The 26353-nt window shown below is 71.9% G+C and carries 17 protein-coding genes, 1 pseudogene and 1 riboswitch; of the genes and pseudogenes, 9 read left to right on the forward strand and 9 right to left on the reverse strand.

The window, feature by feature from the left end; all coding sequences use genetic code 11:
- Positions 1 to 21 precede the first annotated feature (21 nt).
- A riboswitch (cyclic di-AMP (ydaO/yuaA leader) is annotated at positions 22 to 209 on the reverse strand.
- Between the two features lie 396 nt (positions 210 to 605).
- From ACZ3II_RS20040 to ACZ3II_RS20050, 3 genes are read left to right on the forward strand one after another with little or no spacing between them, the layout of a single operon-like run.
- Entirely contained in the window at positions 606 to 1826 is a 1221-nt protein-coding gene (locus tag ACZ3II_RS20040) for a MurT ligase domain-containing protein (protein WP_465519395.1), read from the forward strand.
- On the forward strand, positions 1816 to 2532 hold the full coding sequence (locus ACZ3II_RS20045) for a type 1 glutamine amidotransferase (protein ID WP_465519169.1): 717 nt from the start codon (positions 1816 to 1818) through the stop codon (positions 2530 to 2532). Before ACZ3II_RS20040 ends, ACZ3II_RS20045 begins: the two co-directional genes overlap by 11 nt.
- Positions 2533 to 2583: 51 nt before the next feature.
- Positions 2584 to 3309 (forward strand): TVP38/TMEM64 family protein, encoded by a 726-nt coding sequence (locus ACZ3II_RS20050; RefSeq protein ID WP_465519170.1) that lies wholly within the window; start codon positions 2584 to 2586, stop codon positions 3307 to 3309.
- A gap of 104 nt (positions 3310 to 3413) precedes the next feature.
- Here the strand turns inward: ACZ3II_RS20050 and leuS are convergent, their stop codons facing one another.
- Positions 3414 to 6215 (reverse strand): leucine--tRNA ligase, encoded by a 2802-nt coding sequence (leuS, locus tag ACZ3II_RS20055; RefSeq protein WP_465519171.1) that lies wholly within the window; start codon positions 6213 to 6215, stop codon positions 3414 to 3416.
- A gap of 449 nt (positions 6216 to 6664) precedes the next feature.
- On the opposite strand from leuS, the gene ACZ3II_RS20060 reads away from it, so the two are divergent.
- The 3 genes from ACZ3II_RS20060 to ACZ3II_RS20070 are packed head-to-tail and all read left to right on the forward strand — an operon-like array spanning position 6665 to position 11450.
- Positions 6665 to 7705, forward strand: coding sequence for an AAA family ATPase (locus ACZ3II_RS20060; RefSeq protein WP_465519172.1), 1041 nt, complete (start codon positions 6665 to 6667; stop codon positions 7703 to 7705).
- A gap of 2 nt (positions 7706 to 7707) precedes the next feature.
- Positions 7708 to 9000 carry a DUF58 domain-containing protein gene (locus tag ACZ3II_RS20065; protein ID WP_465519396.1) on the forward strand — a complete coding sequence of 431 codons (1293 nt, stop codon included), beginning with the start codon at positions 7708 to 7710 and terminating at the stop codon, positions 8998 to 9000.
- On the forward strand, positions 8997 to 11450 hold the full coding sequence (locus ACZ3II_RS20070) for a transglutaminase TgpA family protein (RefSeq protein WP_465519173.1): 2454 nt from the start codon (positions 8997 to 8999) through the stop codon (positions 11448 to 11450). The genes ACZ3II_RS20065 and ACZ3II_RS20070 overlap by 4 nt, the downstream gene beginning before the upstream one ends.
- A gap of 578 nt (positions 11451 to 12028) precedes the next feature.
- On the opposite strand, the gene ACZ3II_RS20075 is transcribed toward ACZ3II_RS20070, so the two are convergent.
- The 8 genes and pseudogenes from ACZ3II_RS20075 to ACZ3II_RS20110 all read right to left on the reverse strand — a co-directional run bounded on the left by ACZ3II_RS20075 (position 12029) and on the right by ACZ3II_RS20110 (position 22730).
- The gene (locus ACZ3II_RS20075; RefSeq protein WP_465519174.1) at positions 12029 to 12421 is read right to left on the reverse strand and encodes a DUF3040 domain-containing protein; all 393 of its coding nucleotides are present in this window, start codon (positions 12419 to 12421) and stop codon (positions 12029 to 12031) included.
- A 313-nt stretch (positions 12422 to 12734) separates the two neighbouring features.
- On the reverse strand, positions 12735 to 13937 hold the full coding sequence (locus ACZ3II_RS20080) for an alkaline phosphatase family protein (protein WP_465519175.1): 1203 nt from the start codon (positions 13935 to 13937) through the stop codon (positions 12735 to 12737).
- The gene (locus ACZ3II_RS20085) at positions 13934 to 14722 is read right to left on the reverse strand and encodes a methyltransferase domain-containing protein (protein WP_465519176.1); all 789 of its coding nucleotides are present in this window, start codon (positions 14720 to 14722) and stop codon (positions 13934 to 13936) included. Before ACZ3II_RS20085 ends, ACZ3II_RS20080 begins: the two co-directional genes overlap by 4 nt.
- Before the next feature lie 27 nt (positions 14723 to 14749).
- Positions 14750 to 15082 (reverse strand): SSI family serine proteinase inhibitor, encoded by a 333-nt coding sequence (locus tag ACZ3II_RS20090; protein ID WP_465519177.1) that lies wholly within the window; start codon positions 15080 to 15082, stop codon positions 14750 to 14752.
- A gap of 64 nt (positions 15083 to 15146) precedes the next feature.
- Entirely contained in the window at positions 15147 to 18467 is a 3321-nt protein-coding gene (locus ACZ3II_RS20095; RefSeq protein WP_465519178.1) for an error-prone DNA polymerase, read from the reverse strand.
- Between the two features lie 11 nt (positions 18468 to 18478).
- A complete protein-coding gene (locus tag ACZ3II_RS20100) occupies positions 18479 to 20221 on the reverse strand; it encodes a DNA polymerase Y family protein (protein ID WP_465519179.1) in 1743 nt (580 codons plus the stop codon).
- A gap of 248 nt (positions 20222 to 20469) precedes the next feature.
- Positions 20470 to 21237: pseudogene (locus tag ACZ3II_RS20105) on the reverse strand (hypothetical protein); the annotation flags it as partial.
- A gap of 1085 nt (positions 21238 to 22322) precedes the next feature.
- On the reverse strand, positions 22323 to 22730 hold the full coding sequence (locus ACZ3II_RS20110; RefSeq protein WP_465519397.1) for an SAV_6107 family HEPN domain-containing protein: 408 nt from the start codon (positions 22728 to 22730) through the stop codon (positions 22323 to 22325).
- A 1205-nt stretch (positions 22731 to 23935) separates the two neighbouring features.
- Between ACZ3II_RS20110 and ACZ3II_RS20115 the strand changes: the two genes are divergently transcribed.
- The 3 genes from ACZ3II_RS20115 (at position 23936) to ACZ3II_RS20125 (ending at position 26352) form a co-directional block, all read left to right on the forward strand.
- A complete protein-coding gene (locus ACZ3II_RS20115; protein WP_465519180.1) occupies positions 23936 to 24403 on the forward strand; it encodes a DUF4396 domain-containing protein in 468 nt (155 codons plus the stop codon).
- 666 nt (positions 24404 to 25069) lie between these two features.
- Positions 25070 to 25879 (forward strand): SDR family NAD(P)-dependent oxidoreductase, encoded by an 810-nt coding sequence (locus tag ACZ3II_RS20120; protein WP_465519181.1) that lies wholly within the window; start codon positions 25070 to 25072, stop codon positions 25877 to 25879.
- Positions 25880 to 25881: 2 nt separating this feature from the next.
- Positions 25882 to 26352, forward strand: coding sequence for a YbaK/EbsC family protein (locus tag ACZ3II_RS20125; protein ID WP_465519398.1), 471 nt, complete (start codon positions 25882 to 25884; stop codon positions 26350 to 26352).
- Position 26353 lies beyond the last annotated feature (1 nt).

A 26353-nucleotide genomic window follows, 5' to 3' on the forward strand; every position in this document is an offset into this window, starting at 1 on the left:
ACGATGTCCGTGCACGGTAGAGAGTTCCCTCCGGCACGCCTGCGAGGTTAGCTGTCGGGTTCGGGCGGGAAGGCTTGCCCGGCCGCGGGTGGGCGGCTTCACCCCAAGGTTTCTCCCGGTGCGCCACCGGAGCGGTGGTGCGGGGAGAGACCGGTGTTGGGTCCCCCGTCCCTGCCCCCGAATGCCTTGTGGTCTGGCTTGCTGCTGCGGTGTCGCACCGACCGGCCCGGGGCAGGGCTCGGCGTGAACCGATCCGGTGCGGCCGGCAGGCGGAGTGCCGCCGGCGAATCCTTGCTACCTGAATCCGGCCATGATCGTCAGCCCCGTCCTGATCACCCAGAGTGATTGGCACAGTTGTTACTGTCCAGTTTGTTACCTCCACGAGACAAATGCCATTACCCGTCGCGCATGATCGAATACTCTCCGCAGAAGGTTACGGGTGAATCAGAACACATAAAAAGTCGGCGGCTCACCCGCGACCTTGCCCGAAACGCCCGAACTGGGAAACCAGCGGGAAAATCGCCGTACGCCTCGTGATCTTGACCGTCTGGCAACGCGACGTAACGTTCGCTTCCGGTACCCTCGCTGGCGTGACGGACGGGAAGATGCCTCTCATCGCCAAGGTCGCGACCTCCGTGTCGAAGACCGCTGCGGCGCTCTCCAGGGCCGCGGGCCGCGGCGACGGCTCGGTGATCGGCGGCTGGATCGGCCTCAAGATCGACCCTGACCTCCTGACCCATCTCGCGTCCGGGCGCGCTGTGGCGCTCGTCTCCGGGACCAACGGCAAGACCACGACGACCCGGCTCACCGCGGCCGCCGTCGGCGTGCTCGGCCGGGTCGCCACCAACTCGTTCGGCGCCAACATGCCGACCGGCCACACCTCGGCCCTGGCGCGGGAGGGACACACCCCGTTCGCGGTCCTCGAGGTGGACGAGCACTACCTGGCCCAGGTGATCGACGCCACCCGCCCCAAGGTGGTGGCGCTGCTGAACCTGTCCCGGGACCAGCTCGACCGGGCCAAGGAGGTGGCGATGATGGCGCAGCTGTGGAAGACCGCGCTCGCCGGCCACCCGGAGATCAAGGTGGTGGCCAACGCCGACGACCCGATGGTGGTGTGGGCGGCCTCGGCCAGCCCGCAGATCACCTGGTTCAGCGCCGGCCAGCGCTGGCTCGACGACTCGTTCGTCTGCCCGGAGAGCGGCCACCCGATCGAGCGCGCCCAGGGTGAGTGGTGGTGCACCGGCTGCCCGCTGCGCCGGCCCCGCCCGCAGTGGGTGGTCGAGGACGAGGGCGTGATCGACCCGCGCGGCGACTGGCACCTGGTCAAGCTGCAGCTACCCGGCAAGGTCAACATCGGTAACGCCGCGACCGCGCTGGCCGTGGCCGGCGAGTTCGGGGTCCGCCCGATCGAGGCGCTCCCCCGGCTGGCCCGGGTGGCGTCGATCGCCGGGCGGTACGCGCAGGTCGACAAGGACGGCCGCAACATCCGGCTGCTGCTGGCGAAGAACCCGGCGAGCTGGCTGGAGGCCTTCGACATGGCCGACCAGGCGCCGACACTGCTCTCGATCAACGCCCGGGACCCCGACGGCCTGGACACGTCGTGGCTCTACGACGTGGACTTCTCGCCGCTGCGCGACCGGCCGGTGCTGATCACCGGCGACCGGGCGTACGACCTGGCCGTACGCCTGCAGGTGAACCAGGTGCCGTTCCGGCACGTGACCAGTTTCGACGAGGCGCTGGCCGCCGTGCCGCCCGGCCGCCTCGAAGTGATCGCCAACTACACGGCGTTCCAGGACATCCGAGCGGAGTTGGACCGTGTCAACTGAGGCCCTGCGGATCGTGTGGATCTACCCCGATCTGCTCTCCACGTACGGCGACCGCGGCAACATGCTCATCCTGGCCCGCCGGGCCGCCGACCGCGGCATCCCGGTGGAGACCTACGAGATCCGTTCCGACCAGAAGATGCCCAACGGCGCCGACATCTACCTGATCGGCGGCGGCGAGGACGGTCCGCAGGCGCTCGCCGCCCAGCGCCTGATCGCCGACCGCGGCCTGCACGAGGCCGTCGCCCGGGGCGCCGCGATCCTTTCCATCTGCGCGGGTTACCAGTTGCTCGGTCACTCGTTCTACGCGAAGGGGGCCAAGTGCGCCGGTCTCGGCCTGCTCGACATCTCCTCCGACCGGGGCGAGACGCGAGCGGTCGGCGAGCTGCGCGGTGACATCGACCCCCGGCTCGGTCTGCCCCCGCTGACCGGCTTCGAGAACCACGGCGGCCGGACCCACGTCGGCCAGCACGCCGCGCCGCTGGCCCGGGTGACCGGCGGCATCGGCAACGACGGCCAGACCGAGGGCGCGTGGGCCGGCAAGATCCTCGGCACCTACTCGCACGGCCCGGCGCTGGCTCGCAACCCAGCGATAGCCGATCTGCTACTGCGCTGGTCGACGGGCGCGGATAGGCTTCAGCCTCTCGACGATTCGTGGTCCGAGCGGCTGCGGAGCGAGCGTCTCACCGCCGCGACCCCGGCGGCGTGATGCGCATGACCCTGACCTGACCCGACGAGAAAGCCGAGGCGGTAGGCCTGCATGATCGACTCCCTGAACGCCCCGCGGGGCCTCGACTCCGTGGACTCTCAGGCCGTTGACAAGGCCGACCGCTCCGGCTGGCGCAAGCGTCTGGTCCGGTTCGGGCTGCTGGCCGCCGGGGTGGCCGCGCTCGCCGGCGTGTCGGCGGTGCTGCCGCTGCGCGACATCGCCGAGACCCTCTCGACGATGGGCCCGAGCGCCGTCTTCGCGGTCGCGGTGATGGGCGGGATGCTGCTGTCGGTGCTGGTCCCGCGCACCCTGATCACGATGTCCTGCGGCGCCCTGCTGGGCCCGCTGACCGGTGGCACGGCCGCGCTGGCCGCCGCGGTGATCGCCGCGGTCGCCACCTACTACGCGGGCCGCTGGGCCGGCCGGGGCGCCCTTCAGGCCCGTGCCGGCAGCCGCCTGGCCCGGCTCGACGGCTGGCTCAACCGCCGGGGCCTGGCCGCCGTGCTGCTGGTCCGGTTCCTGCCGCTGGCCCCGTTCGGGCTGGTCGGCTATGCGTACGGGACCACCAGCGTGTGCCGCAAGCGTTACCTGCTCGGCACTACGATCGCCGCGATCCCGTCCACGGTCACCTACGCGGTGATCGGCGCCGCGGTGGTCGCGCCCGGCGAGATGAACTTCCTGACCCTGGTGCCCGCGCTGGTCAGTTTCGCCCTCTCCACCGCGATCATCCTCCGCTGGCGCCACACGTCCCGCCGCGACGGGCTGAAGACCGCTTAAAGCTTTCCCCGTACGCCGCAAGCTGCTCTGACCGCAACCACGGTCAAAACCGCGAGAAACGGCCCGCCGCGAGGAGTCGCGACGGGCCGTTCGCCGTGGGTGGGTCAGACGACGACGCTGACCAGGCGGCCCTTGACCACGATGACCTTCTTCGGCTCGCGGCCGGCCAGCGCCTCGGCGACCTCGGCCAGCGCGGCCGCCCGTACGTCCGCCTCGGCGGTGTCCGGGGAGACCTCGACCCGGCCGCGGACCTTGCCGTTGACCTGCACCGGGTAGGTGATCGCGTCGGCGACCAGCTGGGCCGGGTCGGCGACGGGGAAGTCCACGTACGCCAGCGTGCCCTCGTGGCCCAGCTTGCCCCACAGCTCCTCGGCCATGTGCGGGGCGAACGGGGACAGCATCAGCACCAGCGGCTCGACCGCCTCGCGGGCGGCGACCGGCAGCGGGGTCAGCGCGTTCGTCAGCTCGATCAGCTTGGCGATCGCGGTGTTGAACCGCAGCTCGGCCATGTCCTCCCGGACCCCGGCGATGACCTTGTGCAGGATCTTCCGGGTCTTCGGGTCCAGCGGCTCGTCACCGACCCGGACGGCGCCGGTCTCCTCGTCGATCACCAGACGCCAGACGCGCTGCAGGAACCGCTGGGAGCCGACGACAGCGCGGGTCTCCCAGGGGCGGGAGACGTCCAGCGGGCCCATCGCCATCTCGTACACCCGGAACGTGTCGGCGCCGTACTGCTCGCACATCTCGTCCGGGGTGACGACGTTCTTCAGCGACTTGCCCATCTTGCCGTACTCCCGGTTGACCTGCTGGTCACCGTGGTACCACTTGCCGTCGCGCTCGACGACCTCCTCGGCCGGCACGATCACGCCACGGTCGTCGCGGAACGCGTACGCCTGGATGTAGCCCTGGTTGAACAGCTTCTTGAACGGCTCGAAGGACGAGACGTGACCCAGGTCGAACAGGACCTTGTGCCAGAAGCGGGCGTACAGCAGGTGCAGGACGGCGTGCTCGACACCGCCGACGTACAGGTCGACGCCACCGGCGTCGCCCTCGGAGCGGGGCCCCATCCAGTACGCCTCGTTCTCCGGGTCGACCAGGAACTTCTGGTTCTCCGGGTCCAGGTAACGCAGCTCGTACCAGCAGGATCCGGCCCACTGGGGCATGGTGTTGGTCTCGCGGGTGTACGTCTTCGGCCCGTCGCCCAGGTCCAGCTCGACCTGCACCCAGTCCTTCTTGCGGGACAGCGGGGTCTCCGGCTCGGAGTCCGCGTCGTCCGGGTCGAAGGTGCGCGGCGAGAAGTCGTCGACGTCCGGCAGCTCGACCGGCAGCATCGACTCGGGCAGCGCGATCGGCAGGCCGGTCTCGTCGTAGACGATCGGGAACGGCTCGCCCCAGTACCGCTGGCGGCTGAACAGCCAGTCCCGCAGCCGGTAGGTGGTGGCGCCGGCGCCCTTGCCGTTCTCCTCCAGCCAGGCGATCATCGCGGCCTTGGCGTCGTCCTTGTTCTTCCCGTTCAGGAAGCCCGAGTTGATCACCTCGCCGTCGCCGACGTAGGCGCCCTCGAAGCCGTCCGGGGTGGCGATGGTACGGACGATCGGCAGCTCGAACACCGTGGCGAACTCGAAGTCGCGCACGTCGTGGCCGGGCACCGCCATGATCGCGCCGGTGCCGTAACCGGCCAGCACGTAGTCGGCGATGAACACCGGTACTTCTTCACCGTTGACCGGGTTGATCGCGTACGCGCCGGTGAAGACGCCGGTCTTGGCCTTGCCGTCGGCGGTGCGCTCCTCCTCGGTCTTCGCGGCCGCTTTCGCTTGGTAGGCCGCGACAGCCTCGGCCGGGGTCCCGGCCCCGCCCGTCCACACCGCGTGGGTGCCGGCGGGCCACGCGGCGGGAACGATCCTGGTCACCAGCTCGTGCTCGGGGGCCAGCACCATGTAGGTCGCACCGAACAGGGTGTCGGGCCGAGTGGTGAACACGGTGATTTTGTCCGAATTAACGGAAAAATCAACATGCGCACCCTTGGAGCGGCCGATCCAGTTGCGCTGCATCAGCTTGACCGGCTCCGGCCAGTCCAGCGCGTCCAGGTCCTCGACCAGGCGGTCGCCGTACGCGGTGATCCGCATCATCCACTGCTTCAGGCTGCGCTGGAAGACCGGGTAGTTGCCGCGCTCGGACCGGCCGTCCGGGGTGACCTCCTCGTTGGCCAGCACGGTGCCCAGGCCGGGGCACCAGTTGACCGGGGCCTCGGACACGTACGCCAGGCGGTGCCCGTCGATCACCTTGCGCTTCTCGGTGGCGGACAGACCGGCCCACTCCGGGCCACGGGCGCCGGACTCGTACGCGTCGATCAGCTCCTGGATCGGCCGGGCCTTCTGCACCGACGGGTCGAACCAGGAGTTGAAGACCTGCAGGAAGATCCACTGGGTCCAGCGGTAGTAGTCCGGGTCGGTGGTCGAGAAGGAACGGCGCTCGTCGTACGCCAGACCCAGCCGGCGCAGCTGCTGCCGGTACCGCTCGACGTTCGCCGCGGTGGTGACCGCCGGGTGGGTGCCGGTCTGCACCGCGTACTGCTCGGCGGGCAGGCCGAACGCGTCGAAGCCCATCGGGTGCAGCACGTTGAAGCCGGCCATCCGCTGGAAGCGGGTGTAGCAGTCGGTGCCGATGTAGCCCAGCGGGTGCCCGACGTGCAGGCCGGCGCCGGACGGGTACGGGAACATGTCCTGGACGTGCAGCTTGGGGGCGCCGGCCCGGGGGTGGGTGGGATCGGCCAGCTCGCCGACCGGGTTGGGCGCGTGGAACGTCCCGTTGGAGTCCCAGAAGTCCTGCCAGCGCAGTTCGATCTCGTCAGCCAGGGCGGCGGTGTAACGGAACGGCGGGGTCTCGGTCTCGCTCATCTTCACCATCTCGTCTACGTCTCGTCTTTTTCATGTACAGGCCGTGCAGAGGGCATAAAAAAGCCCCTCGCGCAGGAGGGGTTGCCGTGCCTGGTCCGCTGGGTCAGCGAATCAGCACGGCCGGCTAAGGAGCAGAACAGACCGAGCCATGCGATGCATGATACTCCCCGCCCGTCACGGACGGCGACCGGTATGGCGGGCGCGTGACATACTCCCGGCTGTCCACAGGCGACCAGCCTGGGATGGCGGATGGCACGAGTTCGTCCCTATTCCCCCCTCGCCGTTATCAACAGGGCCCCGAACAGGCCTTTCGGCAAGACGTATGTACAGGGATAACCTGTGGGGACGGGCGGCGAGCGCCGGAGGCCCACGGCCGCTGGGCGCCCGCTACCTTACGGTGCCCCTTGACGGTGGGTGATCTCCGCCCTACGGGGGTAGACACGTTTTGGAGGAGGCCCGTGACAACGCCGACCTGGGGTGAGCCGTCAGGACCGCTGACGAGCGCCGAGTTCCGCGCCGCGACGCAAGCCATCATGGCCAACATCGAGCAGGTCATCGAGGGCAAGAGCGCGACGGTGCGGCTGGCGATCGCGGTTCTGATCGCCGAGGGCCACCTGCTGATCGAGGACGTGCCGGGCGTCGGCAAGACGAAACTCGCCAAGGCCCTCGCCCGCTCGATCGACTGTTCGGTGCGGCGCATCCAGTTCACGCCCGACCTGCTGCCCAGCGATGTGACCGGGGTCAGCGTCTACAACCAGGAGACGCGCGACTTCGAGTTCAAGCCGGGCGCCGTCTTCGCCAACCTGGTGGTCGGCGACGAGATCAACCGGGCTTCGCCGAAGACCCAGTCCGCTCTCCTGGAGTGCATGGAGGAGCGGCAGGTCACCGTCGACGGCACGACCTATGAGCTGCAGGCGCCGTTCATGGTCGTGGCCACCCAGAACCCCATCGAGATGGAGGGCACCTACCCGCTGCCCGAGGCGCAGCGGGACCGGTTCACCGCCCGGATCGCGATGGGTTACCCCGACCCGCGGGCCGAGCTGGCCATGCTCACCGGTCACGGCGACCACGACCCGCTGAACGATCTGCGGGCCGTCGCCGACGCCGCGCTGGTCCGCCGGCTGATCGAGACGGCCCGCGCGGTGCACGCCGCCGACGCCGTCCAGCAGTACGCGATCGCCCTGGTCACCGCGACCCGGGAGGCCCCGGAGATCCGCCTCGGCGCCTCGCCCCGGTCCACCCTCCAGCTGCTGCGCACCGCCAAGGCCGTGGCCGCCCTGGAGGGCCGGGACTACGTGCTCCCCGACGACCTGCAGGCGCTCGCCGTGCCGGTCCTCGCGCACCGCCTCATCCCGACCGCGGACGCCCAGCTCAACCGGCGCACCACGGACGCCATCGTCTCCGAGATCGTGCACCGGCTGCCGCTGCCGCACGACCGGAGCCGGAACCCCTACGACACCCGTGACGGCCGCGCCTCGTTCGAGTCCCGGGGGCGGTGAGCATGCGGGAGGCGCTGCGGGGACTCACCACGCGCGGCCGCTCGTTCCTGGCCGCGGCGATCGCCGCCGCGGTCTCGGCGCTGATCCTCGGCGAGCGCGACCTGCTGCGGGTGGCGGTGCTCCTGGCCGTCCTCCCGCTGCTCGCCGCGTGGTACGTCGGCCGCAGCCGGTACAAGCTGGCGTGCACCCGGTCGCTGGAGCCGGGCCGGGCGCCGGTCGGTTCCAGCGCGCGGGTCATCCTGCGCCTGCAGAACCTGTCCCGGCTGCCCACCGGCACCATGCTGCTGGAGGACCGCCTGCCGTACGCGCTGGGCAGCCGCCCCCGGGTGGTGCTGGAGCGGCTCGGCGCACAACAGGCCAGCTCGGTGGCGTACACGGTCCGTGCCGACGTCCGCGGCCGGTACCCGATCGGCCCCCTCATGGTCCGGCTCACCGATCCGTTCGGGCTGTGCGAGCTGACCCGGTCGTTCCCCAGCGTCGACCGGCTCACCGTGATCCCGCAGGTCACCCCGCTCCCCCGGGTGCGCCTGGCCGGGGAGTACGCCGGCACCGGCGAGAGCCGCGCCCGTTCGGTGGCGGTGCACGGCGAGGACGACGCGGCCACCCGTGAGTACCGGCGCGGCGACGACCTGCGCCGGGTGCACTGGCGGTCCACCGCGCGCACCGGGGAGCTGATGGTGCGCCGCGAGGAACAGCCCTGGGAGAGCCGGGCCACCGTGGTGCTGGACACCCGGGTCTACGCGCACCGCGGCGAGGGCCCGACCGCCAGCTTCGAGTGGGCCGTCTCGGCGGCCGCCAGCATCGCGGTCCACCTGCGGGAGGCCGGTTACAAGCTGCGGCTCGTCACCGGCACCGGCATCGACATCGACGCCTCCGAGACCGGTGGGGAGGGCCTGATCCTGGACACCCTGGCCGATGTGAAGACCGAACAGAGCGGGGACATCTCGGTGCTGGTCGAGCACGTTCGCCGGCGCAACGACGGCGGCCTGGTGATCGGCCTGTTCGGCACCCTCACGGTGGCCGAGGCGGAACTGCTCGGCGGCCTGCGCGGCAACGGCGCGACCTGCATCGGCTTCGCCATCGACAGCACCACCTGGGTGCCGGCCACGACCGGCGCGGAACCCGACCGGGAGCACGCTGCCGCGTCGCTGGCCCTGGTCCGCGGCGGCTGGAAATCGGTGCCGGTCACGCACGGGGACACCCTGCCGGCGCTGTGGCCCAGCGTGGCCCGCGGCTCGCAGGGCTTCGCCTACCGCGCCGCGATGGCCGAGACCGTGAGCGGGGTGATCCGATGACCGGCCGGCGCCGCCTCGGCCTGGTGGCCGCGACCGCGACCCTGCTGGCCGCGGCACCCCTGTCGTCGATCTTCAGCACGTGGACCTGGCTGATGGAGTGCCTGCTCACCGTGGTGCTGATCGAGGGCGCCGCGGTGGCCGCCCGCACCTTCCGCCTCCCCACCTGGGCGCAGGCGCTCGGCATGGTGTTCGGCCTGGTCCTCGCGCTGACCTGGATCTTCCCGAGCGGCGGGGAGTTCATCATCCCGCAGCCGGACACCTTCGCCCACTTCGCGGACCTGATCCGGCAGGCCGGGCAGGACACCCGGACGTACGGCGTGCCCGTCCCGGACCGGGAAGGCCTGCTCTTCGTCGCGGTCCTCGGCGTCGGCGTGGTCGCCATCGCCGTCGACCTGCTGACCGCGGTGTTCCGCCGGCCGGCCCTCGCCGGGCTGCCGATGCTCGCCATCTACTCCATCCCGGTCGCGGTCTACCTGGACAGCGTTCCCCCGCTGCCGTTCGTCATCGGCGCCGCCGGGTTCATGTGGCTGCTGGTCGCCGACAACGTCGACCGGGTACGCCGTTTCGGCCGCCGGTTCACCGGCGACGGGCGCGACGTGGACGTCTGGGAGCCGTCGCCGCTGGCCACCGCCGGCCGGCGGATCGGCGTGGTCGGCGTGCTGGTCGCGGTGACGCTGCCGCTGGCCGTGCCGACCGTGACCGGCGGCCTGCTCACCCAGCTCACCCAGAGCGGCGCCGGGCCCGGCGGCGGCCCGGGTGGCGGCGGGGGCGGGCGGATCAACCTGTTCGCGTCGCTCAGCGGCCAGCTCACCCACACCAGCACGGTCCCGCTGCTCAAGGTCACCACCAACGAGCCGGAGCCGTTCTATCTGCGGTTCGGGGTGGCGGACGTGCTCACCACGAGCGGGTTCGGGCACCAGGCGCCGAAGGGGAACTCGGCCAGCCAGGGGCTGCCCGACCCGCGGCGGCTGGAGGCCACCGGCAACGCGGAGTACGCGCAGTACACCGCGACGGTGGAGATCTCCAACAACCTGCAGCAGACGATGGCGCCGCTGTACTCGTACACCACCGATGTCCAGGATCTGGGCGGCGCGTGGTCGTACGACCAGAACCAGCAGGTGCTCTTCTCCGGGCAGACCACCACTCGCGGGCAGACGTACACCTTCACCTACCAGCGGGCCAGTTACCCGCCCGCCCTGCTGCGGCGGGCGCCGTCGCTGGAGTCCGGCGACCCGCTGCGGGCGTACACCACCACGCCCGGTGACGCGAACGTCAACGCCGAGGTCATCAAGCTGACCGCCGGCAAGACCAACGACTACGACAAGGTACGAGCGATCTACAACTTCTTCTCCAAGGAGAACGGATTCTCGTACGACCTGAACGCCAAGAGCAACGGGACGGCCTCGGAGATCTCCCAGTTCCTCACCAACCGGATCGGCTACTGCCAGCAGTACGCGGCGGCGATGGCCTGGATGGTGCGGGCCGCCGGCATCCCGGCCCGGGTGGCGTTCGGGTTCACCCGCGGCACGGCAGTCGACGGGGCCAAGGGCGTCTACCAGATCAGCAACCGCAACGCGCACGCCTGGACCGAGGTCTACTTCCAGGGCTTCGGCTGGGTGCCGTTCGACGCCACCCCATCCGCCGGGGTCGCCGGCAACGCCCGCTCCGCCTGGGCGCCGGACGTCGACCGGGTCGAACCGGCCGCCTCGGCCTCGGCCGGGGCCGGAGTTCCGGGCGCCAATTCCTCGGCCCGGCCCGGCCAGGTCGGCCGGCCCGACCCGGCGGAGAACAACGCCGCCGCCGGCGGCACCGGTGGAGCCGTCGCCGAGGAGACCTCGTGGACCGGTCTGCTGATCGCCGTCGGGGTCGCCCTGGTCATCGCGTTGCTGCTGATCCCGGCCCTGCGGCGGATGCTGCTGCGACGCCGCAGACACGCCGCCACTGTCCCCCGGGCGCCCGCTGTGCTGTCGGCCGACGGGGGCGCGACGGGCACCGAGATCACGGTCACCGCCGAGTCCGGTCAGGCCCGGGAGGACGCGCACGCCGCGTGGGACGAGTTGATCGACTGCATGGTCGACTTCCGGGTGCCGGTGGACCCGACGGAGACGCCCCGGGTGACCGCCCAGCGGCTGATCCGCGAGTCGTCGCTGACCGGCGACCCGGCCGAGGCGGCGACCCTGCTGGGCACCGCCGAGGAACGGGCCCGGTACGCGCGGCAGCCGATGCAGGGCGCCGAGCTGACGACGGCACTGGGCCGGGTCCGGTCGGGCATGGCCGAGACGGCGACGTTCCGGACCCGGATGCAGGCTCTTCTGCTGCCACCGTCGGTGCTGCTCAGTTGGCGCCTCGGTCTGGCCGAGTGGTCCACGCGGACGGCGGAGCGCCTCAGCCGGGTCGCCGAGACCCTGACCCGCTTCAACCCTCGCCGGCTGCTGACCCGCTCCCGCTGAGCGATTCGGGCGCCGTCCTCCGTCGGAGGGCGGCGCCTTCGCTTACCCGCCGGATCCTCTCGCCGCCGCATCGCTGAGCCCGCCGGCGCGGCTATCAGCCCTCCGTAGCGCGACGACTCACGGCCGAAAGGTCGCCAGCCGTCGGTGAGAGCGGCTATCGGCCCGCCGAAACCGGCCCCAGCGACGGCCCACCACCCAACGGCTACGCCAGCCGTCGCCCACAGCGCCTACCGACCCGCGATAACCGGCCGCAACGACGGCCCACCACCAAACGGCTACGCCAGCCGTCGGCCACAACGGCTATCGGCCCGCCGAAACCGGCCCCAGCGACGGCTCACCAACGAAACCGCTACGCCAGCCGTCGGCCAGGGCGGTTATCGGGCTGCGGAAACCGGCCGCCACGACGGCCCACGACCGAACGGCTACGCCGGCCGTTGGGGAGGGCGGTTATCGGGCTGCGGTGAGAGGGCGGAGCGACGGCTCGGGTGGGGCGGGACGCGCGGTGGGCAGGGAATGACGACGGCGGCCGGGTGGCGGCCGCCGTTCGTCGGGAGCCGGCCGACGGCCGGCTCGCTGGGTCAGCGATGTCCCTCCGGGCGCTGGCGCCACCGGTCCTCGAGACGATCGAGGAAACCGCCGCTCTTGCGGCTGCTCTGGCGGGTGCGGCGGGACGCCGTGCCGCCGACCGATTTCAGGTCGGGGGCCTGGACCCGGCGCCGCGACTGCATCGCGAAGGCGGCCGAGCCGAGCATGACGACGAAACCGGCCACGCCAAGCGGCGGGTTCTGACTCATCGCCCCGTAGACGACGATGGCCAGACCAAGGACGATCACGAACGCGGCGATGAGGAGCCGGCGCCGTGCGTGGAAACGCGGGTCGCTGGCCCGCACAGCCGAGGCGAACTTGGGGTCCTCGGCAAGCGACCGCTCGATCTGATCGAACAGCCGCTGCTCGTGCTCCGAGAGCGGCACGGCATTCCTCCCCGGGCGCATGTCCGGCCCCGTAGTGGGGTCGGGGTGGTGCAGGTGTGATGATGCGGGGCAGCCGTCGGCTGCCTTATCACGCAAGTCTACGAGCGGGTTGGCGGGTCGGAAAGCGGGACGACCGCCGAGTGCGGGTGATTTTCCATGTCCGTAAGATCGGTTCGTCCCAAAAGACCGATCATCCGGTCGCACAACGCGTCCGTCACGGCAGCGTGTGGCCCTGATCACGGCCTGTGACCTGCCTCAACACATGATCCGAAAAGCTGTTGCCGTAAGGCGCACAAATCGACCAGGTTCTCTCTCAGAGATCCGCCCGGGCGATCAACAGCGGGACGGTCATCTCGGCGGCGGTGACCGAACCGTGGTATGCGACCAGCTGGCCGGCCCGCTCCGGTTCCCAGACCGGCGCCACCACGACCGCCCGGTTCCGGCAGATGATCACCACGTCGCCGATCCGGCCGGCGTGTGCGGGGGCCATCGGGCCGTACCATCCCTCGGCGATCGCCTCGTCCCGGCTCAGCACGGCGGCGTCCGCACCGAGCACGGCCCGGCAGTTCGCCAGGACGTCGTCCCGGGCGCCGTCCGCGACGTACAGGTAGCGGGCCCGGGGCTCGCCGGCCACCCCGATCACGCCGGGGCCGAGCGCGGCCACGTCGTACCGGCCCTCGGCGGGGACGTTGAGCTGACCGTGGTCGGCGATCACCAGGAGCGCGGCGCCGGGCGGGAGCCCGTGCACGATCCGGTCCAGGATGTCGTCGACGCCGCGGGCCGCGGCCTGCCAGAGCGGGGAGCACACCCCGTCCTCGTGGCCGGCCTTGTCCAGGTCCGGGTGGTAGCCGTAGACCAGGCCGGGCCCGGCACGCAGGGCCGCCAGCATCCCGTCGGCGACGGCCGGGCCGTCGTCGGCGATGTGGTACCGGCCGCCCCGGTTGGCCGCGACGCTGAGCCCGGTGCCCTGGTAGAGGCCCCGGCTGACCACGGTGACCGGCACACCGGCGGCCGCGGCGGTCTCCAGGGTGGTGGGTTTCGGCTGCCAGAGGTACGGGTCCGGGTCGTCACCCCAGGCGATGTGGTTGAGCACCCTGCCGTCCGGCCGGCGCACGGTGAATCCGAGGACGCCGTGCGCCCCCGGCGGGACCCCGGTGCCGACGGTGACCAGGCTGACCGGGGTGGTCGACGGAAAACCGGCGGTCAGGGTACGGGAGCCGGCGGCGAGACCGGCCAGGATCGGCGCGTACGGCGCGGCCGTGGGCAACTGGTACGCCCCGAGGCCGTCCACCAGCAGCACCCCGACCCGGTCCACGCCGTCGAGCGCCTCGGTGAGCCCGAGCACGTCCACCGCCCCCGGCACCCCGAGCACCGCGCACACGCTGGGCAGCAGGTCCGCGAGACTCCCCGAGCCGTAGGCCGGCGCCACCACCCGGAACGCCTCGTCCGGCAGCCCATCCGCCGGCACCCCGGCAGGAGGGAAGGCGGGCTCGGCAGCGGGAGAGGCCCCGGTCATGACCGGCCCGGGACGCCTCCGCTGAAGGAGCCGGTATGAAGGTCCTCGGCGCGCCGCGCGAACAGGTGCAACTGCGAGGCCACGTCCCGGAACGGCGCCCGGCTGCTCAGTTCCAGCTCCAGCTCGAGGACCGCCTGCGGGTCCTCCTCGAGGACGGTGGCGGGCAGCAGGTCGGCGATCACCCGTACGCCGTGGGTCTCCTCGACCTCGAGCCCGGCAGCCGTGAGCAGACCGCTGGCCGTGGCGTCGTCGTAGCGGCGCAGCAGGGTGTCCCGCGGCCCGGCCCGGCCGGCCGGGTCGGTGACCAGGGCGGCCGCCGCCCGCAGATGGCCGTTGACGGCCCGGCCCAGCACTGCCGCGGCCCGGCCGGCGACCAGCACGCTGACGGCGCCGCCGGGACGCAGCGCGGCCGCGATCGCGGAGACCACCCGCTCCGGGTCGTCGACGACCTCGAGGACGGAGTGGCAGAGGATCAGGTCGGCGCTGGCCGGTTCGACGAGGGCGGCGAGCGCGTCGCCGTCGCCCTGCACGGCCCGGACCCGGTCGGCGACCCCGGCGTCGGCGGCGCGGCGGGTGAGCGCGGCGAGCGCGTCGGGGCTGGCGTCGATCACGGTGACGGTGTGGCCGTCCTCGGCGAGCGGCACCGCGAACCCGCCGGTGCCGCCGCCGACGTCGAGAACGGTCAGCTCGCGGCCCTGCCGCTCCAGCTCGCGGCGGAGCACCGCCCAGACCGCGGCGGTGCGGGCCGTGACGTGCGGGCGGCCGGTACGCGCAGAAGTTTCCACGTCCAGCAGCCTAGCGAGACTGTCGAGTCAGAACTGGAACAGCACCCCGGTCGCGCGGGTCATCTCGCAACTGTTGCCGTAGGTGCGTTCCCACTTGACCCGCTTGCCCTGCCAGGTGCCCTTCACCTTGGCGGTGACCGGCTGGTAGAGCATCATGCACATGGCGTCGCCGGCTTTCAGCTTCGCCGGGTTGCCGCCGCTGCCGCGCAGGGTCGCGCAGGCCTGGTCGGCCTTGGGATGGCCGCCGCCGGGCGGGTTGCAGGTCAGTTTCACCGCCTTCGCCTCATACGTGAGCGTGAGCGACGAGTCGGCCACGGCAGGCCCTGGTACCAGCGCCAACGCCGCGGCGAGACCGATCATCGTATGGATCATGAGGCACCCCCGGATGACTTCGGAGTGCACCCTATCGTGCTAAAGGTGCATGTCACCGGAAATCACGAGAAGTCGTGGCAACTGGTGGCGTGACGGCGTCGAGCCGGTCGGCGACCAGGTTCAGCACGCCCGCCACCTTCTCCAGGCGCCCGCGCACCAGCAGCGCCGCACTGCTGCGCGCCACCCGCCGGTACCGCACCCACAACCCCGCCGAGCAGGTCACGTTCAGCATCCCGGTCTCGTCCTCCAGGTTCACGAAGGTGACCCCGCCCGCCGTCGCCGGGCGCTGCCGGTGGGTCACGATCCCGCCGACCCGCACCCGGGTGCCGGCCTCCACGTCGGCCAGCCGCGCGATCGTCAGCGCCCCGGCCCGGTCCAGCTCCGCGCGCAGGAACCGGGCGGGATGCGTCTCCGGTGACAGGCCCGTCGCCCACACGTCGGAGACCAGCACGTCCAGGTCGCTCATGCCGGGCAGGGTGGGCGCCTCGGTGCCGGTCACGGTGCCCGGCAGGCGGTCCGGTTTGTCCTGGGCGGCGGCGCCCGCGGCCCACAGCGCCTCACGGCGGGACAGGCCGAAACTCGCGAAGGCGTCGGCGGTGGCGAGGGCTTCCAGGTGGGCGGTGGAGCATCCGGTACGCCGGGCGAGATCCGTCATCGACCGATAAGGACCATGGGTACGGCGTTCCCGCTCGATCTTCCCGGCCAGTTCGGCGCCGATCGTACGGATGCGGGAAAGCCCCTGCCGCACCGCCGGACCGCCCAGGCCCCACGCCTGCGGAGGCTCGCCTGCCTCGCTCTTGTGCCGGCTCGCCGGCGTGGTCTCCAGCGTCGCCATCGCGTCACTGAGGTTGATGTCCGGCCGCCTGACCTCGACGCCGTGCCGCCGCGCGTCGTCGACCAGGGTCTGCGGCGAGTAGAAACCCATCGGCTGCGCGTTGAGCAGCGCCGCGCAGAACGCCGCCGGGTGGTACCGCTTGAGCCAGGCGCTCGCGTACACCAGGTAGGCGAAGCTCATCGCGTGGCTCTCCGGGAAGCCGTAACTGGCGAACGCGGACAGCTTGACGAAGAGATCATCGGCCAGTTTCCCGGTGATCCCGTTCGCGGCCATCCCCTCGTACAGTCGCTTTCTGATCCTCTCCATCTTCTCCATGGACCGTTTCGAGCCCATCGCGCGCCGCAACTGGTCCGCCTCCGCCGGATCGAACCCGGCGACGTCGATCGCCAGCTGCATCAGCTGCTCCTGGAAGAGCGGCACCCCGAGGGTCTTGGCCAGGGCGTTCTTCATCAGGGGATGCGGCACATCCGGTTTCTCCAGACCGTTCTTGCGGCGGATGTACGGGTGAACCGAACCGCCCTGGATCGGCCCCGGCCGGATCAGCGCCACCTCGATGACCAGGTCATAGAACTCGCGGGGCTTGAGCCGGGGCAGCGTGGCCATCTGCGCGCGGCTCTCCACCTGGAACACCCCGACCGAGTCGGCCCGGCACAGCATCGCGTAGACCTCCTCGTCGTCCAGCGGCATCGTCCCGATGTCGAGTTCGTCCTCGATCAGGTCGTACGCGTAGTGCAGCGCCGACAGCATCCCCAGCCCGAGCAGGTCGAACTTGACCAGGTCGACGGCGGCGCAGTCGTCCTTGTCCCACTGCAGGACGGTGCGGCCCGGCATCCGCCCCCACTCCACCGGGCAGACCTCGATGATCGGGCGGTCGCAGATGACCATGCCGCCGGAGTGGATGCCCAGGTGGCGGGGGAAGTCCTGCACCTCGTTGGCGGCCTGGATCACGCTCTCCGGGATGTCCTCGGCCTCCGCCACGTCACCCCAGCGGTCGATCTGCTTGCTCCAGGCGTCCTGCTGGCCCGGCGAGAACCCGAGCGCCCGCGCCATGTCCCGCACCGCCGACCGGGGCCGGTAGGAGATCACGTTGGCGACCTGGGCGGTGTGCTCCCTGCCGTACTTGCGGTAGACGTGCTGGATGACCTCCTCCCGCCGGTCCGACTCGATGTCGACGTCGATGTCCGGCGGGCCGTCCCGTTCCGGGGTGAGGAACCGCTCGAAGAGCAGCCGGTGCTTGACCGCGTCGACGTTGGTGATCCAGAGCGCGTAACAGACCGCCGAGTTGGCCGCCGAACCGCGGCCCTGGCAGTAGATGTTCGCCTCCTTGCAGAACTGGACGATGTCGTAGACGACCAGGAAGTAGCCGGGGAAGCCCAGCTCCTCGATCATCCGCAGCTCGTGCTCGATCTGCTCGTACGCCCGGGGATGATCCACGCCGTACCGCTGCCGGGCGCCCCGCATCGTCAGCTCCCGCAGCCAGCTCATCTCGGTGTGGCCCGGCGGCACCGGATAGTCCGGCAGCTTCGGCGCGACCAGGTCGAGACTGAACGCGAGGTCCCTGCCGTACATCGCGGCGTTCGCCACGGCGCCCGGGTACCCGGCGAAACGGCGGGCCATCTCCTCGCCGCTGCGCAGATGGGCGCCCCCGGCCGCGGGCAGCCAGCCGTCCATCTCGTCCAGGCTGCGCCGGGCCCGGACCGCGGCCAGGGCGGTCGCCAGACGGCGGCGGCCCGGGGTCGCGTAGTGCGCGTTGTTGGTGGCCACCACCTCCAGCCGGCGGCTCCGGGCCAGGTCGAAGAGAGCGTCGTTACGGTCGCCGTCGTACGGGTCGCCGTGATCGGTCAGCTCCACCACCACGTTCGGGGCGCCGAAACCGTCGATCAGGCGATCCAGCTCGTACGCCGCCCGTTCCGGCCCGTGCGTGGTCAGCGCGAGCGGAACCGTGCCCTTCCGGCAGCCGGTCAGCACCAGGACGTGATCCCGCAGCAGCTCGGCGACCTGCTCCAGGCTGCCGTAGTCGGGGCGGCCCTTCTCCCCGCCGCGCAGCTGCGCCTCGGAGATCACCCGGGCCAGCCGGGCGTACCCCTCGTGGCCGTGCGCCAGGGCCAGCAGGTGCGGGCCCTCCGGATCCGGCTCGCCACTGCGCGGACGGGTCAGGCCCAGCGACAACTCGGCGCCGAAGACGGTGGGAAGCCGCAGCTCGCGGGCGGCCTGGGAGAAGCGGACCACGCCGTACAACCCGTCATGGTCGGTGACCGCAAGCCCGGTCAGCCCGAGCCGGGCCGCCTCCTCGGCCAGCTCCTCCGGATGGCTCGCGCCGTCCAGGAAGCTGAAGTTGGTGTGGCAGTGCAGCTCCGCGTACTCCACCCGGCTCTCGGCCCGCACCAGCCCGGGCGCGGCCCGGTACGGCTCCCGCTTGCGGGACCAGGCCGGGGAGTCACCGCCGTCCCCGTCCACCGTCAGCGGATCGACGACCGCCTTGCCGCTCAGCGCGGCCTCCAGCCGGCCCCACGGCACATCCGGATTATTGAATCCCACTACGTTCCCCGTCAGTCATAGATCGCCTCGACCATCCACTGGCCGCCGGAAAGGGACATCAGCAGCGCCCGGCCGTCCTCCAGGAGCATCTGGAAACGGGCCCGGCGGCGGGACTCCCGGGCCGTCCACCAGCGCTCGTCGACCGGCCATGGCCCGGCCCAGCCGGTGATCGCCACCGGCCGGCGCCGGTCGATCCGCAGCGTCGCCGGGGCGCCGGACAGCTCCAGCCGGGCACTGACCCCGACCGGCTGCCCCGCCTCGTCGAACACCGCCGCCGGCAGCGGATGCTCCAGCACGATCGCCGGCGACGGCCTCGGCAGCCGTCCCGGCCACGGCGGCAGCGGTTTCTTCCGCTCCCTTCCCCGCTCCTCCCCCGTCTCCGGACCGCCGGCGCCGGCCAGGCCGTTGACCAGCGTCAGTCCGTGGTGGGGCCGGCTCCTCTCCGCCGGCCAGGCCAGGCGCAGCGGTGGCCCGGTCGCCTTGTCGAGAACCGGGACGGTCTCGACCCCGGGAATCGGATCCGGGTGCGGGGCCGCCGGGCGCTCCGGCTCGCGCTCGTCACCCCACGGCACGAGCCGCACCTGGTCGTCCGCCGACCGCCCGCCGCCGATCACCGGTATCAGCACGGCTTCCGGCCCGAGCAGGCCCTGCACCCGGCTGAACGCCCGATGGGCCCGCTCCCGCTCGTCGCCGGTCTCCCCCCACAACCCCGCCTGCAGTCCCGCATGGGCGAGCACCCCGTCCGGCACCAGCCGCAACCGCACCAGCCCGGCCGTCGGCCGCGCCGGGCCACCACGCCGCGCCCCGGTCAGCCACCCGTCCAGCTGCCAGCGCACCCGCTCGGCGATCGCCGCGGCGGTCAGCAGCCCGTCGTGCCGCCACACCCGGAACAGCTCCTGGCCGTCCGCCGTGACCGCCTCGATGCCGAGCCGGGTGCAGGCCAGCCCGTGCGCGGCGAGCCGGTCGTGCAGCCGTTCGGCCAGCGCCCGCCCCGCGAACGCCGCCACGTCCACCCGTTCCAGCGCCTCGTCGTATGTCTCCTCGACCGCCAGATCCGGCGGCGGCCTGCGCACCGCGAGCGGCCGATGGTCGGCTCCCGACGCCAGCCGGTGCGCGAGCGCCCCCTCGAACCCGAACCGGGTCAGCACATCCCCCGCCGGCAACGCCGCGAACTCCCCGAGGGTCTTGATGCCGAGCCGCTTCAGGAGGTCCGTCAGTTGCGGTTCCTCCAGAGCTTCCACGGGTACGCCGTACAGAAACTCCCCGCTCCTCCCCGCCTCCACCACCCGCCCGGTCCGCGCCGCGATACCCGCCGCGAACACCCCGTCGGCGATCCCGATCTGGCACTCCACCGCACAGGCGAGCGCGACCTGCTCGACGATCCGTTCGGCCGCCGCCTCCTCCCCGCCGAAGTACCGCGCCGGCCCGCGCACCGCCGCCGCACACACTCCCGGCCGCAGCACCTCCACCCCGGCCACGACCTCCTCGACGGCCGCCACCACCGGTTCGAAGGCCCGCGCGTCCCGCCCCGGATCGTGCTCGACGACGATCAGCTGCGGACACCGCCCCTGTGCCTCCCGCCGCCGCAGCCCCCGGCGCACCCCTTCCCGCCGCGCCGCCTCCGAACAGGCCAGCACCCGGTTCCCGAACATCACCGCCACCGGCTCGGAAGCCGCCACCCCCGCCACGATCTCCGCCGCCACCACCGGCCAGTCCGGACACCAGACCAGCAACGTACGAACCGCCGCTTCCACTACGCCCCCTCCCGGCCCTCAAGAGCCCGCGCCACGACGCCGCTCTCCCCCACCGCCCGGCCCGCCCGCGCTACGCCGTCCTCCCACACCACCTGGTCCGCCCGCGCCACGCCGCCCTCCACCACCACCTGGTCCGCCCGAGCCCTCTCGCGCCCGAGGGGCTCTCCGGCCGCGCGGGCAGAACGGCGCGGGGTGGGGTCATCGGATCTCGGAGGAGCGGGCGGGACGGCGAAGGGACGGACCGTGACACCCGGCATCCACATCGTGATCTCCCGTGGCCGGGCAGCGGCCCCTCGCCCGCGGGCCACCACGGTGACCTCACGGCGACGCAGCCGGCCGGTCCCGGAACCCAGACCGTCCCAGCGGCCCTTACCGACCTGCAGGGTCACATCCGCCCCGGCCCAGTCCCCGAGCGGCACGAGCACACTGCCCCGCTGCCGGGCCCGCGCCGCCAACCTGCTGACGATCGACGCCGGCACCGGCCCGGGAACCGCGGCGACCACCACGTCCACCCCGTCGATCAACGCGGCCACCACGGTGGGCCAGTCCGGCCCGGGGTCCGGAACGAGCGCGAGCCGTTCCAGCACGATCCCGCTCTCGGCCGCCGCGAGCGCCCCGAGCGAGGGCACACCGACCACCGCACACCAGGATCCACTCCGCGACGCCGCGGCCAGCAACGCCAGCATCAGCGACGTGCCCCCACCGGCCGGCATGCCCCGCTCCGCCGGGTACGCCGGCCCGCCCACAGCCGGCGACTGCCTCTCAGCGAACCCACGGCCGTCTCTCCCACCCGCGAACGCCCGGCCACCCACCGGTGCCGGCCCCACCCCGGACAGGCGACCACCCGCAGCCGACCGCCCTACTTCAGAGGCCCGACCACCCGCTGCCGCTCCCCCACCCGCAAACTCCCGCGGGTCCGCAGACGCACGGTCACCTGCCGGTACGCGCCCGCCCGATCCCGTCTGCCCACCCGCAAACGCCTGCCCACCCCCGCCCGTCTGCCCACCGGCGAACATCCGCGCACCCGTGCCCACTTGCCCGCCCGCGACCCTCCGCCCGCCCGCCCGTGTCTGCTCGCTCGCGAACGTCTGCTCGCCCGTGACCGTCCGTCCGTTCACGAACGTCTGCCCGCTCGTGAACGTCTGTGCGCCCGCGACCGCGACGGTGCTGCCCCGGCGCAAACCGCGTCCCGGCAGCAGCCCGCTCAACTCGGCCGCCACCGGCAGCATCCGGTCCATGTCCGGCGCACCGGTCCCGGTGGCCGTCCGGACCATCTCCGCGAGGGCGGCCGCACCATTGATCATGCGCCCAGCCACGTCAAGCCCCGCTCTGTTGCTCCCCGTCAAGCGCCACCGAACGGCAACCCCAGTCACGCGACGGACCCCCACCAAGCACCACCACGGCCGGCCCTGCCACGCACACCGCCCGATCACCAGTCACCCGGCCAGCCCAGCCCGCCGACCTCCAATCAGCCGGCTACCTGACCAGCCCCGAAATGGACCGCCCCCGAATCCCCGCGCCACCCGACAGGCCTCAACCCCCACGAATACCTAGAAGGCATCACCCTCCCGAACCGGCCACGCGGCACGAATCAAGATCAACTAACGGGGAGAGCCAGCCCCTCAGTCGGTTCAAAGCCGGTTCAACCCCGCTCCGTTCGAGCTGCTCGCCGAACCGAGGAACAGGTCAACCAACCCACCGGGACCTAGGAGCGGATCGGCCGGCCCGGCCCCGAAGCCAAGAACAGGCCGAGCAGCCCAGGAACAGGGCAAACGGCTCACGGGACCCGGTGATCAGATCAACCGACCACCGAAGTCAAGAAGCAGGTCAACCGGCCCGCTGGAACCAACGATCGGACCGCCCAGCCCGCCTCGAAGCCAAGGAACAGATCGAACGGCTCACCGAGGCCAGGGAGCAGGCCGACCAGACCCCCGGAACCACGGAGTAGGCAGACGGCTCAAGGCTCTGCCTGGGGTCGGCGGGCTCAGACCCCTACCGATCCGACGGGTGGACGGCTGACACGAACGCCGCCTGACGGCATCCGCCAGAGACCGAGAGGCGGGGCAGGCGTGCGGAACGGCGAGGAGCGCCGATGGGGTGCTCATGCCGCTAGCGGTGGCTGGTAGGAGAACCCGAGGGAGGACTCGGCGACCGCCACGAACTGCTCGGCGGCGCGCAACAGGTCGTCGGCTTCGCGGGCGCTCACCACGTGGGGGATGCCCGCTTCGGCGGCGGCGCGCTTGCCGGCGCCGAGGGCGAAATAGCCGGCCCAGTCGCCGAACTCCGGAGCCACCATGACGAGCAACGACCAGACACTTGTCGCCTTGGCCCGGCGACTACTGCCGCGAGCCGACGGCCGGGCCCGCGCAGCCAACAGAGCCGCGGCCGCGCGCAGGGCGGCCATGTGCGCGGTCGCATAACGCAGACCGTCGGGAGCAGTACGTGCCGCCTCGCTCAAACCCTCGCGGGCGATCGTCAGCAGCTGAGCCGGAGTCCGGTGCGGCAGCATGTGCGCCGGAACCGTCGGCGCCTCCGCCCGGGCACCCCCACCGGACCGGCCCTGCCCGGAAGTCACACCGCCGGCAGACCCCACGAGACCGGGAGCCGCATCGGCGGCAGGCCCCGCGGAATCGGGAGCCGCACCGCCGGCAGGCCTCACAGGGCCGGAAGCCGCACCGCCAGCAGACCGCGCAGAGTCGAAAGCCAAATCGCTGGCAGACCGCGCCACCGAGCCGCCGGCAGGTTGCGATGGACCGAGAGCCGGGCCGACAGCGGGTTGCGCTGGGGCCAAGGCCGGGCCGGCGGCAGGCTGCACGGGAACGAGGGCAGGGGCGGCATCAGTCAACGCTGGACCGGAAGCCGAATCGACAACAGAGGCGGCTGGGCCCGCGACAGCCGGGACCGAAGCGGACCGAGCCACGATGGGAGCCGGGCCGGCAGCAGTGGAGGCCGGGGCGGAGGGCACGCCGGCACTGGCCCGGGATGGGCCGGGAACAGGGAGTGTCGAGCCGGAAGCGGGGCAGGGTGCACCCGGGGGTGGGGCAGCCGCAGACCGCATAGGGCCGAGAGCGGGACCGGGAGCCGTTGTGAGGCCCGGGGCCGTGGTGCTCGCCATCGTCGTTTCTCCTCACCTGTTCCGCATCCGGCGTGGTGGCCGGATCGATCGCCGCGGAGGAAGACGCAGCCTGCCTGCCGGCCGAAGCCGGAACCGGAGCTCCAACGGGCGGCCGGAGCCCCGGCGGGCGACCACTCGGGTCGCCGAGCGGCAAGCCGGCCGGGCGTGAAGCTTCCCCACACCACACCCGGCCGGCACCGCCGGCGGGTCCGTCGCCCGCCACCGGGGGTCGGGGGCGGCGAGCGACGGCCTGCCTTTGAACGGGCCCGGACCCGCGAATGCCCGGACCACGCGTGCGGCACTTCGCGGGCGCCGCACCCGGGAGGCGCGCCGCGAAACACGCTCCCGGAGCAGAACGAACACCCTTTCGAACATCCGTTCTAACTACTGCAGAGACTAACACCCCCCTCCGACAAAAACGCAACCTTTGGCACCCCGCGCCGCCAGCTTTTTCGTACGGATGATCGACAACTCTCGGACCAGGCCGGCAAGCTGCGGAACCCACTGCCTGAAGACGGGAGAACGCCCCATCCGGAGACCACCGTCACTTCACCTGTATACCCCCCGGGGGTATATTGGGGAGCGAAGGAGGTACGGACATGAACGACCATGCGCATCACGAAGTACACGGGAAGTCGTGGCGGACGGCGATGAGGGCGACACTGCACTGCCTCACCGGCTGCGCCATCGGCGAGGTGCTCGGCATGGTGATCGGCAGCGCGCTGGGCTGGCCCACGGCAGCCACCGTGGCTCTGGCGATCGCGCTGGCGTTCGTCTTCGGCTATGCGCTGACCATGCGGCCTCTGCTGCGTTCCGGGATCGACATCCGCACGGCACTCAAGGTGGCGCTCGCAGCGGACACGGTATCGATCGCCGTCATGGAGATCGTCGACAACGCGGTCATGGTCGCCGTTCCCGGGGCCATGGAGGCCGGCTTGGGCAACGCGCTGTTCTGGGCGTCGCTCGCGTTCGCGCTGGCGGTCGCCTTCGTGCTGACCGTGCCGGTCAACCGGTGGCTGATCGCTCGAGGCAAAGGTCATGCGGCAGTCCACCAGTACCACCATTGATCCTCCCTGCCCGGCCAATGCCGTCACGAGTACGGCCGGGGCCCGGGTCAGTGCCCGATCTTGTGGACTCGACGCCGGAGCCGAGCGCACAAGATCGAATTCCTGCCCCTCCTTGTGCGCTGAGCTGCGGAAATCCGGTGCCTCCTGCTCAAGATCGCGAAGGCTGTCGATCTTGAGCAGGAGGCACCGGCGCGAAGTGCTCAAGATCCCAGCCGCACCCGAGCAGGGGAAGGCCACCAGGGCGATCGCTGAGCAGGTGCGGGGCGGGGTCGACAGGCGCAGGCTGAGGTCGGCCGACGCACGCAAGCACGGGCAGGGGCGAGCAAACGCTGACAGGGGCCGGGCCGACGCAAGCAGGCGCGAACCGGAACAGCCAGGCGCGAACCGGAACGGGCACGCGCGAACCGGAACAGGTACGCGCGAACCGGGGCGGACAGGCGCGAGCCGGGCCGGGCAGGCGCCGAAACCGGCGGCAAAGGACGAAGGCGGTACGGCGGAAGGCGATGCGGTGGCAGGCGAACTCGTCCCCCGTACCGCCGCGGAGGAAACCGCAAGGGAGGTCAAGCGGAACCCCCGCGCGGACCCGGACCCGCGCCGAACCCCCCGGAAAGCGACGAAACACCCGCCACCACTGACCTCACGCGAATCATGAATACGATGGTCGGCATGGCGACGATCGTGGTGACCGGCGGCAGTTCGGGTGTGGGCCTGGCGGCTGCGAAGCAGTTCGCCGCCCGCGGGGACGAGGTGGTTCTGGTCGGCCGTGATCCCGGCAGGCTGGCCGCCGCCGTCGCGCAGGTGCGGGCCGTCGCCGACGGCCGGGAGCCCGCCCACTTCAGGACCGATTTCGAACACCTCGATGAGGTACGCGATCTCGCCGCCCGTCTCCTTGACGCGCACCCCCGCATCGACGTCCTGGCGAACAACGCCGGCGGCATGGTCGGCGACTTCCGGCGCACCGGGGACGGCTTCGAGGCGACGATCCAGGGCAATCATCTGGCCCCGTTCCTGCTGACCACCCTGCTGCGGGAGCGTCTGCGCGGCGCCCGCGTGGTGAACACCGCGTCGCGTGCGCACCTGCAGGGCAGCCCCGATCCGGAAGACCTCGCGGGTGATCCGGCGAAGTACAACTCGTGGCGGGCCTACGGGGCGGGCAAGGCCGCGAACATCCTGTTCACCGCCGAGGCGGCACGCCGCTGGCCGGATGTGTTCAGCGTGTCCTTCCACCCGGGTGTGGTGCGGACGAATTTCGGGGCGGGCAGGGTGACCCGGTTCTTCTACCGGTTCGCGCCGTTCCTGGTGACTCCGGAGAAGGCGGGTGAGTTGCTGGTGTGGCTGGCGACCGCGCCGGAGTCCGAGCTGACGAACGGCGGCTACTACGTGGGCCACCAGCTCACCACCCCGGCTCCGCACGCCCGCGACGCCGGCCTGGCCGCGCGGCTGTGGGACGCCAGCGCCGCGGCGGTGGCGAGGTGACCATGCACGACCATCCCAACGTCACAGCGGTACGGGACGCCCTGGCGGCGGCCGGCCTGCCCACCGAGGTCGTGATCCTGGACGAGGCCGTGCACACCGCGGCGGCAGCGGCTGCGGCCCTCGATGTCGAGGTCGGCCAGATCGCCAACTCGCTGATCTTCGACGCGGACGGCGCTCCGCTGCTGGTGCTGACGTCGGGCGCGCACCGCGTCGACACCGCCACGGTGGCCGCCGCGATCGGTGCGGAGAAGATCAAGCGGGCCACGCCGGAGTTCGTCCGGGAGCACACCGGGCAGGCGATCGGCGGCGTCGCGCCGCTGGGTCATCCGAAGCCGGTGCGGACGCTGGTGGACGTCGCTCTGGAGCAATTCCCGGTGCTGTGGGCGGCGGGCGGCGTACCCCGCTCGGTTTTCCCCATCGGCTATGCCGATCTGGTCCGGGTGACCTCGGGCACGCCGACGGTGGTGGCGTGAC

Source organism: Actinoplanes sp. NPDC019969 (assembly GCF_055562375.1).